This is a genomic window from Chamaesiphon minutus PCC 6605, from assembly GCF_000317145.1.
Classification (GTDB): Bacteria; Cyanobacteriota; Cyanobacteriia; order Cyanobacteriales; family Chamaesiphonaceae; genus Chamaesiphon; species Chamaesiphon minutus.
Genome location: NC_019697.1, coordinates 509,305 through 526,079, shown reverse-complemented (window position 1 = coordinate 526,079; position 16,775 = coordinate 509,305). Strand labels below are relative to the sequence as shown.

Annotated in this window: 16 protein-coding genes; 6 read left to right on the top strand and 10 right to left on the bottom strand. The window is 46.3% G+C overall.

The features are described from left to right. Positions 1 to 261: 261 nt before the first annotated feature. From CHA6605_RS02455 to CHA6605_RS02440, 4 genes are all read left to right on the top strand, one after another. The gene (locus tag CHA6605_RS02455; protein WP_015157967.1) at positions 262 to 3,633 is read left to right on the top strand and encodes a type I restriction endonuclease subunit R; all 3,372 of its coding nucleotides are present in this window, start codon (positions 262 to 264) and stop codon (positions 3,631 to 3,633) included. Between the two features lie 62 nt (positions 3,634 to 3,695). Then, positions 3,696 to 4,430 carry a M48 family metallopeptidase gene (locus CHA6605_RS02450; RefSeq protein ID WP_015157966.1) on the top strand — a complete coding sequence of 245 codons (735 nt, stop codon included), beginning with the start codon at positions 3,696 to 3,698 and terminating at the stop codon, positions 4,428 to 4,430. A gap of 113 nt (positions 4,431 to 4,543) precedes the next feature. Next, a complete protein-coding gene (locus tag CHA6605_RS02445; protein WP_015157965.1) occupies positions 4,544 to 6,193 on the top strand; it encodes an SWIM zinc finger family protein in 1,650 nt (549 codons plus the stop codon). 108 nt (positions 6,194 to 6,301) lie between these two features. Beyond that, a complete protein-coding gene (locus tag CHA6605_RS02440) occupies positions 6,302 to 6,787 on the top strand; it encodes a DapH/DapD/GlmU-related protein (protein ID WP_015157964.1) in 486 nt (161 codons plus the stop codon). A 40-nt stretch (positions 6,788 to 6,827) separates the two neighbouring features. On the opposite strand, the gene CHA6605_RS02435 is transcribed toward CHA6605_RS02440, so the two are convergent. From CHA6605_RS02435 to CHA6605_RS31170, 8 genes are all read right to left on the bottom strand, one after another. Then, positions 6,828 to 7,739, bottom strand: a complete 912-nt coding sequence (locus CHA6605_RS02435) for a cation diffusion facilitator family transporter (protein ID WP_015157963.1) — start codon at positions 7,737 to 7,739, stop codon at positions 6,828 to 6,830. 572 nt (positions 7,740 to 8,311) lie between these two features. Continuing rightward, complete coding sequence (locus CHA6605_RS02430) at positions 8,312 to 8,785, bottom strand: QcrA and Rieske domain-containing protein (RefSeq protein WP_015157962.1); 474 nt, start codon at positions 8,783 to 8,785, stop codon at positions 8,312 to 8,314. A 324-nt stretch (positions 8,786 to 9,109) separates the two neighbouring features. After that, entirely contained in the window at positions 9,110 to 9,478 is a 369-nt protein-coding gene (locus CHA6605_RS02425) for a hypothetical protein (protein WP_015157961.1), read from the bottom strand. Positions 9,479 to 9,678: 200 nt separating this feature from the next. After that, the gene (trpA, locus tag CHA6605_RS02420; protein ID WP_015157960.1) at positions 9,679 to 10,473 is read right to left on the bottom strand and encodes a tryptophan synthase subunit alpha; all 795 of its coding nucleotides are present in this window, start codon (positions 10,471 to 10,473) and stop codon (positions 9,679 to 9,681) included. A gap of 155 nt (positions 10,474 to 10,628) precedes the next feature. Continuing rightward, the gene (locus tag CHA6605_RS02415) at positions 10,629 to 10,934 is read right to left on the bottom strand and encodes a DUF3007 family protein (protein ID WP_015157959.1); all 306 of its coding nucleotides are present in this window, start codon (positions 10,932 to 10,934) and stop codon (positions 10,629 to 10,631) included. A 10-nt stretch (positions 10,935 to 10,944) separates the two neighbouring features. Beyond that, positions 10,945 to 11,181: an NAD(P)H-quinone oxidoreductase subunit L gene (gene ndhL / locus CHA6605_RS02410; RefSeq protein ID WP_269744598.1), complete on the bottom strand. Its 237-nt coding sequence runs from the start codon at positions 11,179 to 11,181 to the stop codon at positions 10,945 to 10,947. A 286-nt stretch (positions 11,182 to 11,467) separates the two neighbouring features. Continuing rightward, on the bottom strand, positions 11,468 to 12,661 hold the full coding sequence (locus CHA6605_RS02405) for a GNAT family N-acetyltransferase (protein WP_015157957.1): 1,194 nt from the start codon (positions 12,659 to 12,661) through the stop codon (positions 11,468 to 11,470). Positions 12,662 to 12,850: 189 nt separating this feature from the next. Next, complete coding sequence (locus tag CHA6605_RS31170; protein ID WP_051038647.1) at positions 12,851 to 13,099, bottom strand: hypothetical protein; 249 nt, start codon at positions 13,097 to 13,099, stop codon at positions 12,851 to 12,853. Here CHA6605_RS31170 and CHA6605_RS02400 point away from each other — a divergent pair. Continuing rightward, entirely contained in the window at positions 13,098 to 13,289 is a 192-nt protein-coding gene (locus CHA6605_RS02400) for a hypothetical protein (RefSeq protein ID WP_051038645.1), read from the top strand. The genes CHA6605_RS31170 and CHA6605_RS02400 overlap by 2 nt on opposite strands. On the opposite strand, the gene CHA6605_RS32345 is transcribed toward CHA6605_RS02400, so the two are convergent. Continuing rightward, positions 13,278 to 14,333 (bottom strand): transposase, encoded by a 1,056-nt coding sequence (locus CHA6605_RS32345; RefSeq protein WP_232432265.1) that lies wholly within the window; start codon positions 14,331 to 14,333, stop codon positions 13,278 to 13,280. The genes CHA6605_RS02400 and CHA6605_RS32345 overlap by 12 nt on opposite strands. 652 nt (positions 14,334 to 14,985) lie before the next feature. Here CHA6605_RS32345 and argH point away from each other — a divergent pair. After that, complete coding sequence (gene argH / locus CHA6605_RS02385) at positions 14,986 to 16,368, top strand: argininosuccinate lyase (RefSeq protein ID WP_015157955.1); 1,383 nt, start codon at positions 14,986 to 14,988, stop codon at positions 16,366 to 16,368. A gap of 78 nt (positions 16,369 to 16,446) precedes the next feature. On the opposite strand, the gene CHA6605_RS34860 is transcribed toward argH, so the two are convergent. After that, on the bottom strand, positions 16,447 to 16,620 hold the full coding sequence (locus tag CHA6605_RS34860; RefSeq protein WP_015157954.1) for a hypothetical protein: 174 nt from the start codon (positions 16,618 to 16,620) through the stop codon (positions 16,447 to 16,449). Positions 16,621 to 16,775 lie beyond the last annotated feature (155 nt).

Here is a 16,775-nt window from a genome sequence, read left to right as displayed (position 1 = left end):
AACGATCTGGGCGTTGCTGGTGGGGTTGGGCGGGTTCGTTTGGTATTTCTAGAATTTAGCGATATTTACTAGCATAAACCCGCCCCTACGGATCTTTACAATAGAAACATTGTAGGTTGGGTAGAGCGATAGCGAAACCCAACGAACGCACAAACACCCTAGAGATGTTGGGTTTCATTCTTCAACCCAACCTACCGTAAACTTAATTTATGGTGGAGCAGGTGCGTTACGCTCCGCGATAACACACCCTACGAAATTATTATGACCCCATCCCCGATCGATCTACGCGAAGTCATCTCATCTCAAATCCCCGCCCTCGCCCTGATCCAAAACATCGGGTATACCTACATCACGCCAGCCGAAGCACTCGCACATCGTCAGGGGAAACGATCGAAGGTAGTACTTGAAGATATCCTGACGGCTCAACTTCATAAGCTCAATCAAATCGATCGATCTGGTAAAATACATCCATTTAGCGATGCAAATATTCAAACTGCTGTCGCGGCTATTAGTCAATTTCCTTACGATGCTCTCTACACTACTAGCGCACAGATTTACGATTTATTAGTATTAGGAAAAAGTCTCGAACAAACGATCGATGGCGATAAGAAAAGCCATCAACTCAAATATATCGACTGGGAAAATCCATCGAATAATAGCTATCACGTTACCGATGAGTTTGAAGTCGAGCGGTTGAATAGTACCCAAACTCGTCGCCCTGATATTGTGGTATTTGTGAATGGGATTCCGTTGGTGGCGATCGAATGTAAACGCCCAGATCTGCCCAAAGCTACTGAAGAAGCGATTAGTCAACACTTACGAAATCAGCGTACGGATGAGATTCCGCACTTTTTTTGTGTTACTCAAATCTTAATGGCGATCGCTCAAAACTCAGCCCAATATGCGACTACTGGCACATCAAAAGAATTTTGGGCAGTGTGGAAAGAAGAGGGAGGATTAGATAAGTTTGAAGCCGAATTATACGCCCTCATTAATGTGGATCTTTCAGCAACTCAAAGTCAGAAACTATTAAGCTGGCGGCAAACTTGGGAGCAGGTAAAAATTCGCGAACTCTGGGCAGCGGGTGAGAGATTAGTTTCGGCTCAAGATCGATTAATCTACAGTTTACTCGCACCGCAACGATTATTAGCTCTGATTCATGGTTATATTTTATTTGATGCTGGAGATAAAAAGATCGCCCGTTATCAACAGTATTTTGCGGTGAGAGCAACGATCGATCGAGTCAAGCAGGTACGCGGGGATAAGTCGCGTCAGGGTGGCGTAATTTGGCACACGACGGGGAGCGGAAAGTCGTTGACGATGGTGTTATTAGCTAAAGCATTAATTAGAGAACCAAGTATTCTCAATCCGAAGATTATTCTAGTTAACGATCGAGTCGATTTAGACGATCAACTTACCATTACTTTCGGCAATTGTAAACTGCCGCCGACTCAAGCTCAAAGTGGTAAAAATCTACTCGAATTACTCAATCTCCCCAAAGCCGAAATTATTACCACCGTCATCGATAAATTTGATACTGTCGCTAGAGAAAAGGGTGAAAATCCCAGCCCGAATATATTTGTGCTAGTAGATGAATCCCATCGCTCCCAATACGGGCAAATTCACGCCAAGATGCGAAATGTGTTCCCACATGCCTGTTATATCGGCTTCACAGGTACGCCATTACTCAAAAAGGATAAAAGTACCGCCCAGAAATTCGGCGGGTTTATTCACTCTTATACTATGCCCAAAGCTGTCGGGGATAAAGCAGTAGTGCCGATCGTTTATGAAGGGCGAGAAAGTGAATTCAAAAATACTGAAGCTGTTGATAAATGGTTCGATCGGATTACATCTGACTTAAATTCCGAACAAAAAGCCGACTTGAAACGCAAGTTCAAAAGTGCCGAACCGCTGTATGAAGCCGATGCAAGAATGCGAGAAGTTGCCTACGATCTCAGTCAACATTTTGACAAACATTTCAAGGGTACGAAATTAAAAGGACAATTCGCTACCTCTAGCAAACGCGCGGCAATTACATATAAAAAACTTCTCGACGATTGGGGTAAAGTGCGATCGGCAGTAATTATTTCGCCCCCAGATACTCGCGAAGATAACGATAGTGTCAATGAAGCCGATCTTTCGGAAGTCCAACGCTTTTGGAAAGATATGATGGCAATTTATGGCACGCCGAAAAATTATCAAGACAGGCTAATCGAAAAATTCAAAGATGGCGATGGTGACGATGCACCAGATTTATTAATCGTCGTTGATAAACTGCTGACGGGCTTTGACGCGCCGCGCAATGCGATTTTGTATATCGACAAACGGCTCAAAGAACATAATATATTACAAGCGATCGCGCGAGTAAATCGGGTGTTCGAGGGCAAAGAATACGGGCTGGTAATCGACTATCGGGGCATTTTTGGCGAAATGAACCAAGCCCTAGAAATCTACGCCGCCTTGGAGCAAGAAGGCTTCGATCGAGAGGATATTGAGGGTGCCTTGGTAGACGTGCGCGTAGAAATTGCCAAATTGCCCACTTTACACGCGGCGGTGTGGGATGTATTTAAAGGCGTGACTAATCTTCAGGATACCGAAAGCCTCCAGCAGTGGCTCGAACCCCAAGATCGTCGGGACGAATTTTATGCAGCCCTGCGCGATTTCGCCAAAAATCTCCGCCTCGCCCTCAGTAATGCTCCCTTTCAAGCCGATACTCCCGAAACTACCAAACACCGCTATCTCCAAGATCTCAAATCTTGGCTCAAGCTGCGGGATCTAGTTAAAGTCAGGTACGGCGAAAAGGTAGACTATTCGGAATATACCGACCAAATTCGCCGAATGGTAGAAAAAGAAATCGGCGCGTCGGAATTTATGACTATTATCGAACCTGTAGATATTTTCGATCTGGATCGATCGAATGCCGAAATTGAAAGTATTGTAGGAACAGCCGCCCAAGCCGATGCCATCGCCGCGAGAATCAAAAAAGTCGCGATCGAACGGATGGAAGAAGACCCTGTATTATACCTGCGATTGAGTCAATTAATTCAAACCGCGATCGATGCCCACCGCGCCAAACGCCTCGGTGACATCGAATATCTCCAGCAAATGCGATCGTGTCTAGAAACCGTCCGCAGTGGTGGCGCGGATACCGTTCCCCTACCATTGCAAACTCGCCCCCAAGCGCGAGCTTTTTACAACGTTTTGCAAGCTAAATTATCTAGTAGCCCAGAGAGCCTAGAGACTGAAGTCTCTGCTCGTGATGCGAAGTCCGCCTACGCGGACTACAATACCGCTCGCTCCGTTGTTCGTGAAGTGAAGTCCACATATACAACCCAGTCCGCGCAGGCGGACTTTGCAGCACCAGCCTCGATTTTAATCGATGGCGGCATCGACAGCAATATCAATCATTCAGACGTATTTGTATTACTATCGATCGGTATCGAAGATATTATCACCAAACACAAAGTCCGCGATTGGCAACATCACAAAGATATCCAAAACCGGATGATGAACGAAATCGACGATCTCGTTCACGACTTAAAAAAGACTCACAATCTATTCATTCACTGGGCAGACTTAGACGAACTAATTGCCAAGATCCTCAAGATTGCCGAAAACTATGAAGTCAGCTAACATCTCTTCCTTCTCTTCTCTGCGCTCTCTGAGCCTCTGCGGTTAAAAAATATTTAGATGATATGAAATCAACCGAGATCCATCGCGTGCCCTACGGAAGCCAAAACATCACCTTCGCCCTGGAATATTCCCCCCGCAAAACCTTGGCGATCGAAGTTCATCCAGATAGTAGTATTATTGTCAAAGCTCCTACCAATGAGACCTTGCAATCGATCGAATCCAAAGTCATTCATCGCGCCGCCTGGATTGCCAAACAACAACGCCAATTTACCAAATATGCCCCACCTTTACCCGCCCCCGAATGCGTCTCAGGCGAAGGTTATCGCTATTTAGGTCGTCAATATCGGCTAAAACTAATTGAAAGTTCAGTTGAAAAAATCCGGCTGTGGCAAGGTAGATTGGAAGTTAATACGCCCACACCATTTGACAGAGAACATGTCGAAAGATCCATTTCTAATTGGTTTCGCGATCGAGCGATGACAATATTTAGCGAACGTTACCAATACTGCACCAAATTAGTTGCTATTTATGGAATTATTCCAGAAAAAATTGGCTTTGAACTTCGCATTATGTCCAAACGCTGGGGAAGCTGCACCCCAAATGGTAAAATATTCCTCAACCCCCTCTTAGTTAGCGCACCAAAAGATTGCATTGACTATGTGATAATTCACGAACTCTGTCATCTCCGGTTTCCCAATCATTCTGCTAGTTTTTACAAACTATTAGAGAGCATTTTGCCAGACTGGAATACTCGGAAAAACTATCTCAACGATCGCATCGAACTCCGTCTGAAGTAGATATAGGCAAGGTTTCATAATCCGTAATGCGATCGATACAAGCTGACAATTTGCAGATGGCATAGTACAATAGTATTTAAGCTTTGCGTTGTGTTTCCCATGTAACTAGATCGATGGAATTTAACTATAGTTATCCCGGCAACAGTAGCATCTCCAGCAATGGCGATCGCACGAATATGTCCTTCGCTCCCGATGTCACCCGCACGCCGACTTATTTTCGCGGCGAACTGCGGCAAAATATCGCCTTCCGCGAAGCGATAAGCGCGCTGCACGATGTCGTAGTCTCCGACTTGCGATTTCAGCCCAAAGATAAAACCGCCTATAAAGAATGGGCAGCGCAACGCAATGAGATCGACTGGCAACTCATCGCCACCCAGCGGCAAACCGTGACTGACAGACTGCGAGAACTCGATGCCGAAATGAGCGAATTACGCCGTCGTAGCTCCGAGCGATCGAGCGGATACTACAAATCCGTGCGCCGCTATTTCGACTACCTGTACCAAAAAGATCGCGATGCTTGGTTCGTCCTCGATCCGGTGATTACCGTCCATCCCGACGAAGTATTCTTCGAGTGTTTCAGCCAAGATGAATCTAGCTACGGGCGGCTCGGTGCCAGCTATGAGGTTTTTAAAAACGTCGGCGACTTTGCGTGCGGGACGACAAATGTCGATTATTCCGCCGCACTTTACGACGAATTCCAAAAAATCCGCACCTATAAATCCACCGTTTTTGAAGTAGATCCCTCCGGTTTTGGCGTTCAAACTGCGGGCGAGGTGGCTTATAAAGAGGTGAAAATCGATTTACCCGATACGTGGGTACGCGGCTTCTTGCAAGTCAATTCAGCGATGTCCTTGCCCGCAATTAGCTTCGATCTCCATCCGATGGATATCTACAATCTTTGCTTCGTCCTCCGCCGCCGCAAGGAAAAACATGGCCCTCGGAGCATGAAATATATCCTCAAACCGGGCGAACCAGTCCGCGTCATTTTCGAGCCGTGGAATCTCGAAGTAGTTTGCGATCGATCCTTCTACCACGGCAATAAACCCGAAGAAATTCGCGTTTGGGGACGCCGCCGATTGTTGATTTTAGAACGCTTGATTCCCGTCGCTAAGAAGTTCACCGTTCACTTATTAGGCACGGGTTTACCCTCCTTTTACGTCGCCGATCTTCACGATTTATCCTTCACCCTGGGTTTATCCGGCTGGACGGCAAATGACTGGGCAAAAGCCGGAAATTTCGATCTGATGGCTCCCCGCGACACTGTCGATGATTGGACGAAGCAAAAAGTATTCGCCGGATTGCAAGAAAATTGGCTCGAATCGCCTGACGATCTGGCTAAAAGATTGAAACTCGATCGCAGTGTCGTTTTAGGTGCCTTGAGTGCCTATACTCAAGCCGGACGAGCGATTTACGATCTGAATAAACAAGTCTATCGCGTCCGCGAATTAACTCAAGAACCATTGCCGATCGATCGATTGAGATTTGCCAACGATCGCGAATCAGCCGCCAGCGAATTTATCACGAATAAAGTCGTCAAAGTCGATAGTTCGAGTGTCGATACTAACGGGACATTACATCTAGCCGGAACTATAAAATATCGATCGCAGACATATAAGCCAATTGCCGAGATCGATCGCGATGAGCGATTGGTGGCCGCCAATTGTACCTGTAATTGGCACCAGCAAAATAAGCTATTTAAAGGCCCCTGCGAACATATCCTTGCCTTGCGAATGCAGCATCAGCAAGCATTAGTAAGGCTCTAGCATAAATCGATCGAAATAAGCTGTCGGCGATCGGTTGCTGTGGTTAGATTTGCTTGGAATAGCACGACGTGGGCTGTGAGATTACTAGCGATCTAATCATGGGAAGCTTTGAAAGAGCACTTTTTGAATGAGTCACCTGATTTTGCCCTTGGGGTGGGAAGTGCTGCAATTCGTAAAAAACTTTTCCAAGAGCTGGTCTCTATCGGTGGGAAGCCATGCTCAATTATTTCAAATTATGCTCTGATTGGAAAATTTGATAATAATATCGGTGATGGGGTATGTATTCTCTCCCATGCGACCATCACATGCAATGTGCGGATTGGTAATGGAACTTTGCTCAACAAAGCGGCGATCGTTAGCCATGATGCCAGCATCGGTCGATACTGTGCAATATCTCCTGGTGCCAAAGTGCTGGGAAAAAGTAGGATTGGCGATTGTACCGAAATCGGTGCGAATGCCGCGATCTTGCCAGGAGTAAAAGTTGGTTCAAACTGTAAGATTGGTGCTGGTGCTATCGTCACTAAAAATGTGGCAGATAACACGACCGTTGTCGGCATTCCAGCTCATCCGATTAAATCCACAGCAATCGGGTAAATCGTCGGGTCGGGCGATAGTTGTCGCGATAGAGCTAGGATTATCGATCGATCGACCGATCGAGTTCTAGATCCGTCCAGGATTTGGGATCTTCGAGCGGTTCCATGTGCGAAACTACATTAGCACCTGGTAGAGCCTCAACGATCGCTTCTTCAACATCTTCACAGAGATCGTGCCCTTGTTGCACCGTCCAACTTCCTGGTACCAAGACGTGAAACGTCACGAATCGCCGCGAACCGGATACTCGCGTGCGGAGGGCATGAAAGTGGATACCTTGCGGCTCGTACCTACTAAAAATATTTGTAATGCGATCGCGTTCTTCTAGTGGTAGTGAGGTATCGAGCAACCCCGCGCCTGTCTCTTGAAGCAGTTTTGCTCCCGATACGAGGATACTCGCCGCAACGCATAAGGCAATTATCGGATCGAGAATCAGCCAACCCGTCAGCTTGACGAGCAAGATGCCGAGAATGACGCCGCCTGAAGTCCAAACATCTGTAAATAAATGATGGGCATCAGCACGGAGCGTAATCGATCGCAGTCGCTTTCCCGCTCGTAATAAAATCCAGGCAACGCCACCATTAATCGCCGTAGCAATTAATGTCAAAAATAAGCCCACGCCGAGCTGTTCGAGCGGTTGCGGCGAAGATAATCTTCCCACCGCGACTACCGCAATCCCAATTGCTGCCACGACAATTAAAATACTTTCCAATCCACTCGAAAAGTATTCGGCCTTATTATGTCCAAATGGATGATCTTCATCGGCGGGAGTGGCGGCAAAAGATAATGCCCAAAACGCTGCCAGTGCAGCCACCAAATTGATCCCAGACTCCAACGCATCAGATAATAGTCCTACCGAGCCAGTTAAAAAATAGGCTCCAGTTTTTAGCGCGATCGTCATCAGCGCAGCCCCGATCGACAATAGTGTATACGGTCGCGCAGTTTGAAAACTCATCATACCATTTTGGATTTTGGATTGCGGATTGCGGATTGGGAAAACCTTGCCATATGTGGAGTCGATCGAGCCATCGATCGGAATTAGTTTTTAAATTGTTATTAGTTTATCTATCCGCTGCTAGTTACAATCGCGATCGGGATAAAACGATCGCATAATTTCAGACATTAATTATCGTCTGCATCTAGTTCGAGACCCCTATTTACCGACTTACACTAACTAAATCAAGTTGCTACCTACCATCATGCTAACGGTTGGAAGTCAGTGCTAAGGATGCGTAATGTCCGCCTTTGTTGTCTTAACGCACACAACCAAAGAAGAAATCTCCAAGTCGATGCGTCGTTGTCGCACTTCCACGATCGAACTCTGAGGTTCCCTCAGCAGAAGACCCGACCATCAAGGCACATCAGCGCATCAGAGATTGCGCAGATGTTGCCGACCCAAACACATGGGTCGGCAACGCGCGCTTGGGAGGCCGAAAGAAGCGAATCAAGACAGGCGGACATTACGCAAGCTGAGCGGCGGTTTATAACCGCTGCGGTTATAAGTAGCAACTTGGGTTAACTAATTAACTAAACTTTCACCAACACTTGGGTGCCAACAATCTTCGCTGGATACTTAGCTAAAGATTTTGTAGCAGGCCCTTTGAGAACTTTACCATCAGCCGCATATTCAGCAGAGTGACAAGGGCAATCGTATTTTTTCGCCCCAGCCATCCATTTGACATCACAACCTTGATGGGTACATTTAGGATTGACAGCCAGTAACTGCTTGGGATTGGCCGGATCTTTGGTCACCGCGACTTGTTTGGTTTGAATATATCCAGCCTGTTCGAGTTGGGCGACAGTACCGACTACTGTAAATCCATCTGCGGTCTTCTTTGCTGCTGGTTTGGAAGTCGTTTTATCATCTGAAGCTGAATCTGGGGTAGAGCTTGTGGCTTCTGTCGTGGCTTGCTTGGGCGCGCAAGCTGCCAATACCACAGGAAAACAAGCAGTCAGCCAACCGATACTAAAGTAGCCAAGAAATGAACGACGTTTAATCATAATTTTTGGGCTTTGATTGCTGCAAATATTAACGAGAGACAATAGCTCTTCGCTTTTATTTTAGCAATTTTTACTTCGGTTGAATTTAATCTCCATAATCTGAAATAACTATGTTACCCCGATCGATACGCGAGCGATAATATTCGCTTTAAATATTAAATTAATGCTATTTATTCTCAACAGCTCAATCTCGATCTTGAATCGATTATTAGGTCGATTTGGGATGATAAATGTTATCTATTCATCAAAGTTTAGCTACATATAACCACTAATTTGAAATAGCAAAGCCAATGTTTACCAACTAAACATTGGCTGTAAAGATAGTTAATTAGCTAGCAACTGCTGATATTTAGCGATCGAAATTTTGGAGATCGTCAGCAACAAGTTTCGCATGTGTGCTGGTTTGAACAGCGCATAAGCATAGATCGCCAAGCAGGTAGTAGCCAGCATTGGCAAAATAAATGTCGGCAACATGACCACACCGATCGACCACCACGTCAAAACGTGTAATAATAAAACTATCGCTGGTAGTATTCCCAAACCGATCGTTGTATAGATTGTTCGTGGCGGTCGATTTAATCCTGTAAATAGCAGTGTGGCAATCGCCAAACCTAAATTAGTCGGAACTAAAAACGCACAAATTCCAATACAATGACACCGAGAAAATTCGGCGATACTACTTAGTTCGAGCATATTTGCCTACCTACATCTGCTGACTCTTTATTTTACCGAACTTTATCAAAGCGAGACCGCTTGGTTCGATCGAACCGTAATATAAGTACAAGTAGAGGGTAATGGGGATTAGATAGCGATGACGCAGTGTGGGTTAGTTTTCCGCCAAGACAATAAGGGGAACATCTAAAGCACACGCAACAGTTATCAATTCTCAATTCTCAACCAATTGCTGCTTTGAGACTTTGACAGAATTGCTCGATCGATTTTAGCCCTTCTACGGGGGTTCCTTCGGCTAAACGTTTTACCATGGCACTTCCGACAATTACCCCGTCTGCGCCCCATTTTCGGACTTGCTGAGCGTGTTCTGGTGCCGAAATACCAAAGCCAATCGCGATCGGTTTATCGGTAACGCTGCGAAGATTGGCAAGAATATCTCCCACCCGATCTTCCAATCCCGATCGCACTCCAGTTACCCCAGTGACGCTGACTAAATAAATAAAACCTTGCGACTTAGCCGCGATCGCTACGATCCGCTCCTGAGAGCTAGTTGGCGCGACGAGCAAAATAACTTCGATGCCGATTTCTGCCGCAGGTACCAATAGTTCTTCGGCTTCTTCTAATGGTAAATCTGGCACCACCAAACCTTTGACCCCAGCAGCAGCAATCTGGCTCAGAAACTCGCGAATTCCCAGGTTGAGGATGGGATTGTAATAAGTAAACAGAATAATCGGTGCTTTAATCTGCGGACTCACCTGTGCCACCATGTGGATAACATCATTGAGCTTGACGCCGTGCGCCAACGCACGAGTAGCTGCCGCCTGAATGATCGGGCCATCGGCTAAGGGATCGGAATAAGGAACCCCTAATTCGATGAGATCTGCACCAGCACCATCTAGAGTTTTGAGAGCTTCAGCCGTAGTTGTTAAGTCTGGATCGCCAGCAGTAATAAACGGAATAAGAGCACACTGGCCGCGATCGCGTAAAGACTGAAAACAACTAGAAACGGAGAGCATTAAATTTGGGTGGTATGGGTGGATGAGTGGATGGGTGGATGGATAGATGGGGAATGGGTAATGGGGGTAAAATTGGAACGCAGTTCCAAACCGATCCAGCCTCTACCCTCTACCTTCTACCTAAAGCCTAAAGCCTAAAACCTAAAGCCTAAAGCCTAACCACGCCGTTCTTGCTCGATTTCGGCTTGGAGCTTGGCTAATTCTTCGGGGGTGAGTTCTTCTAGGCGTTTTTGGAGTACAGCTTCTTCGTAGTCTTTGAGCTGCTGAGCGTAGGTCATATTTTTGGTGGCTACTCGGAATACATAGCTACCCAACCATGCCAAAATAATGCCGACGAGCACTAATTGACTCCAAATTCCCGCATCGATGCTGTCTAATCCAGCAAGTTTTAGACCTAGATAGCCAGCACCACCGATCGCGAATACTACAATTCCAATGACAAAGACATCAATTCTACGCATCAGCTAAAGTTTAAGCCTCAATTTCTCGGCGTTTGGGACGAAGATTGAGAAAGGGCGAGAGTAAAATCATGCCTGGAAACAAGAAAAATACTAAGAAGTACATTAATAGTCGCTCGATCGAGCTGGCTACGTACCATCTATTCTGAAGGTAAAGATACAATGCGCCTGGGAGTACTAATAGGTAAGTCCCACTCAAAATTAAGTACAGTAGTGCAACTATCATAAGTTTGCTCTTAAGGTTAGCTATTCGATCGATTATCCCTTATTGTATCAGCTTCCAGGTGCCCACTTCGTGACTCGATCGAATCTGGCCACCGCACTTGGCTTACCTCGCATCTTGGATCTGTACCTAAAAACTAGTGCTTATTATAGATCTAAGGGTATCCACAAGGGGCACCCCTACAGATCGATTGTGTAGGGGTGCCCCTGTCTTGATGCGCTAATCCGTCGGGAAACCCGACGATCGCGCATCGCTTGTGGATACCCTGGTTGAAACTGAGTACTAGTATCATCAAACTGTCTTATCTGGCCAGCTATGACAGATCTTCAGCATCGTTTTTCTCAATCCGGTTGGGGAGTGGCTGACGCGAGGGTTGGAGACTTTGGAGCATCTCGGCAATTTGGAGATTTTCCAAAGACAGATGTTTGGCTTCGCGGAGCTTGTGCCACACGGAACGCGACATCAATAGGCTATGCTTGACTCGTACCGCACCGATTTGTTGAAAGTATTCTTCGCGTTCGGGTTGATAGTCAGCCGAGACTAATTGCAGCGGCTGAGATGGTAGGTATTGGCAAGATCTGGCCAATTGAGCCATTAATTCTGGATAGAGCCAAGTATAAGCGGGATGAACGGTTAATTCGGCTTGATGCGGTTGACGATTTTCGGTGGTTGAGAGTTGACGATCGGAGTTTAATGACAATCGATAATACCCGATCGCGGCTTTGCGTTGGGTTTCAAAGACATAGTTGCTGAAGGATTGTTTCTGTTGAAACCATTCTTTGACTTTACCCACCATCGTTTGGACGAGGTTATTCTTAAAGTCGTGGATTTGACGATCGAATACTTGCCGCAGCAATGGTGGCATCGACACTGTATCTAATTGATAGATCAGTTGCGCGTCGGTGTTGCGAACGGGGAGCAGGTTGGGCAGATCCGGTTCGCGTTGTGCTAGTTCTTTGAGGAGTTCGGGCGCAATTTCCCAGTAAGTCAGGTGCGCCAGTGGTTGGAATCCATTTTGGCGATACAAAGCTAAGGCCGAATTATCGTTGACATCTACTTCTAATACCCAAGTGCTGGCATCGACGATGTGCTCGAAGCAATAGCGAAGTAATTGAGAACCGATATCATTTTTGCCTGTAATTTCTACTGGGTTACCAGCTTGCAGATCTTCTGGCGATCGTGCAGAGCCATTTACCAGCGATACCCATTCGACATGCCAAGTACTGCGCGTCCGATTGAAAGGAGAGACGCTAATTACACCACGCAGTTGTTGCTCGTGTTCGGCAACTAGTAAAGCGCGATCGGTAAAGTTGGGGGTCGGAATTGTATTGAGAAATTGAAACGGTGCGTACCACCGATTCATTTGTTTGAGCAGTTGCTCGATCTGAGCCTTTACTGCTGGGTCGGGGATAGTTGCTTGTTGACATAAGCTAGCAATCGCGTCAATATCTCGATATTGCAACGGACGAACGATCGTCTGATGTTTAGATCCATTTGTCGCAGCCATTATATATCCTTTGTCAACCTAGAGGTTGCTACTACTATAACATCTCTGACTAAATTGGGATCTCAAAAGCAACGTTCGGAAGTTTTGATGTAGATGTTAGTTACGTTCAGTGGCTACCCTTTGCAGGGAGTGTGAGCGAGCAAAGTTGGAACTACTGAAATTTAACTATCGATCTGGATTAAATGCGGTCTATTTTTTGGCGAGTAAAGCGTTCATGGCAGTAATCGCTTTAGTGAGACCTTCTCCGGCTTTGGTTTTGTCGGGAGTTGCCGCACTCATGGCAGTTTTAACTGTTTCGATACCGTTAGCAATCGGTTCGTAGTTGGCACCAGCTTTGGCTTTAACGATCGGTTCTACCGTCGGCCAGAGACTAGTGAATTTGGTAAACTGAGTTTTAGCTTTGGCCACATCACCACCTTTGATGGCCGTATTTGCCATGACCAAGGCAGTTTTGGCCGGAGTCAACTGGGTTTTTTCGGCTGCGGTTAGTGCTGCGCCTGCACCAGCATCCGGAGTGGTAGTAGTAGTGCTAGTACTAGTAGTCGGAGCGGTGGTGGCACCAGTCGCTGGGGTGGTTGCTTCGGTAGTGGTGGTAGTAGCAATAGTCCGGACAGATTTATGGAGCTAGAGAGCCATAGTGGAGAAGACTATCGTAGTTAGGATGGGATTTAATCAAAGTCGGGTCAAGTTCTAACATGGAAATAAACCGCTCAAGTAGATGTCCATTGAGAGCTAGCCGCTTGTAAGTTGCCATTGAAAAAGATTGCGGCTGTGAATCTTCCCCAGTATCCGACTGAGTTTTTTGCTGTTCAAGCTTGGCAATATTGAGAGCTGCCAAGGATGCATTGAAATGAAAATCCAGGGATTGTTGGTGGCGGGATTGACAGTCGCAAAGCCCAGTAAATTGTTTGGCATCACGAAAGATGAATTCGATTTGAAACCGAGATTTGTAGTACTCGTACAGACTGATGGGATTAATCATCGTGTCGGTAGAAAAGAGCAAAGCTACTCGCTGCTTCTCGGGATGACGTTGGTCAACCAAGTAAACGATGCGAATTTTACGTTTAAGTGAAACATGCCAAACCACTTGGCTATACAATTTAGTGCCATTAGCTAACTCACCACCGAATTCCAGTCGGGACAAATCACTCAAATTCACCTTGCCATCATACTTACGCGGCGCACCTTTGGGCTTTTGCTTGCCAGTGTAGCAGTATCGTAGATCCGCATCAATCCGCAATTTGCTAATCAAATGAAGGTCTAGCTCAATCACCCCATCAACAACAGATTTCTTACTGTAAAAGCTGTCTGCGGTTAAATATTTTACTACCGCAGGCAAATGGGAGCGAGCTATTTTCAGTTGTTTCAGATAGCCTTTGACTCGCTCAGAAATCACTGGTTCTGTTTTCGCTTTCGATTTAGATTTAGATTTCGACTTCGATTTCGACTTCGATTTCGACTTCGATTTACGCTTCTTCTTCGCCGTTGGTTTCGCGTCGGGGATGGGTTGACGCTCGGTTTTTGCAGTTTGTTGTACTGAGAGAGTGTAACCTTGATGGGCTAATACATCCACCACTGCAATCACCGAAATTTCTAACCCTTTTTGAGACTTGCTGATACTACCGTTATAGAAATTATCTACTCCCCATGTCTGTTTTCCACTCTTGCTGATAAATGAGCAATCAATCGCTGCGATCTGCTCTCGATTTGGTTCAATTGCTGCTGCAATTGTCTGCGCGTGGAAGGGAATGAAATCGAATGTTTTTTTGTACTGACGACGGTATGTTCGTTCGCTATACTGCCCATAACGACTGAGATTAGTAAAGTTTGCCTTGCCGCATACCACAAACAACGTCACAAATATACTGGCTAAGAACTGGCGTTGCGGTTTGCTAAATTACCCACTTTGGCAAGTAGGTTCTGTACAATATCCATAGGGCAATTCATCTGGTACTTGGGTTCTACTTGTACTTTAAGCGATGAATTGCTTTTTTTGGATCGATCGATCATTTTTCTTTTCAAAAGGTGTCCGGACTATTGAGTAGTGCTAGTTTCAGTTGCTTTTTGGCCGCAACTAGTAATAGCTAGAGCGGCACTCAGGCAAAAAATTGTCAGCACACTGGTAGCTTTAACCTTGGTTTTTTGAATAGACATAATCGATGTTTGAGTAAAGTTTTTGATGGACATGACATTCACATGATAGCGTGGAATACTGAGTAGCAACTTTAGGCCACATGCTAGCCATCCGATTGCACATGGCTGAAGTTTGGCTATTGCGAATATTCCCCAACCCTTAATTCAGGAGCTTTTGCCCCTGTTCTTGTATGGATCGACCACAGACTTGGAGCGATCGCTTTGAAGGTACACTACATCCAGCGATCGCAAAATTTAACGCTAGCATTGGCTTCGATCTGGAATTGATCGAATACGATCTGACTGGTTCTTGCGCTCACGCTCGGATGCTGGCGCAGACGGGTATTATCAGCTCGACTGAGGGGGAGAAGTTAGTTGCTGGCTTAGAACAGATCCGCGACGAATATCGAGCGGGTAATTTTCATCCCGGTATCGATGCTGAAGATGTCCACTTTGCTGTGGAGCGGCGGCTGACGGAGATCGTCGGCGATGTCGGTAAGAAACTACATACAGCTCGATCGCGTAACGATCAAGTCGGTACCGATACGAGGCTATACTTGCGCGATCGCATTCAGCAGATCCGCTCGCAGTTGCGAGACTTTCAACAGGTACTACTGACGCTAGCGCAAACCCATGTCGAGACGCTGATTCCTGGTTATACACACCTCCAACGCGCGCAACCGCTGAGTTTGGCACATCACCTGCTCGCCTATTTTCAAATGGCGCAGCGGGACTGGGAACGGCTGGGAGATGTCTATAAGCGGACGAATATCTCGCCATTAGGCTGCGGCGCGCTGGCGGGGACGACATTCCCGATCGATCGGGCTTATTCAGCGCAGTTACTCGGTTTCGACGACATTTATAGCAATAGTTTGGATGGCGTGAGCGACCGAGATTTTGCGATCGAGTTTCTTGGTGCTGCCAGCCTAATTATGGTACATTTAAGCCGTTTGGCAGAGGAAGTGATTATTTGGGCATCCGAAGAATTTCGGTTTGTCAGCTTGACCGATCGCTGTGCCACGGGTTCGAGTATCATGCCCCAAAAGAAGAATCCTGATGTGCCAGAATTAGTACGCGGCAAAACCGGACGCGTGTTCGGCCATCTCCAAGCCATGCTGGTGATGATGAAGGGATTGCCCCTGGCCTATAATAAGGACTTGCAAGAAGATAAAGAAGCTTTATTCGATGCCGTCAATACCGTCCAAGCCTGCCTGGAAGCGATGACCATCTTAATCCAAGAAGGGATCGAATTTCGTCCCGCACGCTTGGCTGAAGCCGTAGCATCAGATTTTGCCAATGCCACAGATGTCGCCGACTATCTGGCAACTAAAGGTGTGCCCTTCCGCGAAGCTTACAATCTCGTCGGTAAGGTCGTCAAAACTTGCCTGAGCCAAAACAAACTACTTAAGGATCTGAGCCTAGTTGAATGGCAACAGCTACATCCAGCATTTGCCGAGGATATCTATGCAGCGATCGATCCCAAACAAGTAGTAGCAGCGCGAAATAGTTACGGTGGAACAGGATTCGATCGAGTTCGTCAAGCGATCGAGCGTGCCAAAGTTCAAATTGGTTAGGATAGGTACTAGGGGATAAAGACATCAAAGGAAGTTCTATCTTCCCTAATCTCTATCCCCTATCCCCTATCCCCTAATCTAGGTTGCTGCTGCGGAGGTATCTTCGTTATCTTCCTCAGCCGAAGTGCCATTAGATTGAGGACGGAATCTGGATTTGAACATCCGACCGCCAGTGGGGCGTTTTCTAAACTTACGAGCGTATGCTTGATTACGCTCCGCCTTTTCCTTCTTCAGGTTGCGGCGTTTTGCCATATTTGCCTCTGTAAAAATAAACGATAAGTAACATTTGCCAACCCAATCGGGACTGGATCTGTCAATGGCTGTGCTAAAAATCCTGAGCCGTCTCAATAAAATAAAATATTCGATCGAACCTAACTGTCAGAGGTTAATCCGACCGGACGTAGCTT

What these genes read in the sequence shown, in the direction of transcription:
- CHA6605_RS02455 (WP_015157967.1), top strand. Translation starts at nt 262, where the DNA reads ATGACCCCATCCCCGATCGATCTACGCGAAGTCATCTCATCTCAAATC.
- CHA6605_RS02450 (WP_015157966.1), top strand. Translation starts at nt 3,696, where the DNA reads ATGAAATCAACCGAGATCCATCGCGTGCCCTACGGAAGCCAAAACATC.
- CHA6605_RS02445 (WP_015157965.1), top strand. Translation starts at nt 4,544, where the DNA reads ATGGAATTTAACTATAGTTATCCCGGCAACAGTAGCATCTCCAGCAAT.
- CHA6605_RS02435 (WP_015157963.1), bottom strand. Translation starts at nt 7,739, where the DNA reads ATGAGTTTTCAAACTGCGCGACCGTATACACTATTGTCGATCGGGGCT.
- CHA6605_RS02430 (WP_015157962.1), bottom strand. Translation starts at nt 8,785, where the DNA reads ATGATTAAACGTCGTTCATTTCTTGGCTACTTTAGTATCGGTTGGCTG.
- CHA6605_RS02425 (WP_015157961.1), bottom strand. Translation starts at nt 9,478, where the DNA reads ATGCTCGAACTAAGTAGTATCGCCGAATTTTCTCGGTGTCATTGTATT.
- trpA (WP_015157960.1), bottom strand. Translation starts at nt 10,473, where the DNA reads ATGCTCTCCGTTTCTAGTTGTTTTCAGTCTTTACGCGATCGCGGCCAG.
- CHA6605_RS02415 (WP_015157959.1), bottom strand. Translation starts at nt 10,934, where the DNA reads ATGCGTAGAATTGATGTCTTTGTCATTGGAATTGTAGTATTCGCGATC.
- CHA6605_RS02405 (WP_015157957.1), bottom strand. Translation starts at nt 12,661, where the DNA reads ATGGCTGCGACAAATGGATCTAAACATCAGACGATCGTTCGTCCGTTG.
- CHA6605_RS02400 (WP_051038645.1), top strand. Translation starts at nt 13,098, where the DNA reads ATGACCAAGGCAGTTTTGGCCGGAGTCAACTGGGTTTTTTCGGCTGCG.
- CHA6605_RS31170 (WP_051038647.1), bottom strand. Translation starts at nt 13,099, where the DNA reads ATGGCAAATACGGCCATCAAAGGTGGTGATGTGGCCAAAGCTAAAACT.
- argH (WP_015157955.1), top strand. Translation starts at nt 14,986, where the DNA reads ATGGATCGACCACAGACTTGGAGCGATCGCTTTGAAGGTACACTACAT.
- CHA6605_RS34860 (WP_015157954.1), bottom strand. Translation starts at nt 16,620, where the DNA reads ATGGCAAAACGCCGCAACCTGAAGAAGGAAAAGGCGGAGCGTAATCAA.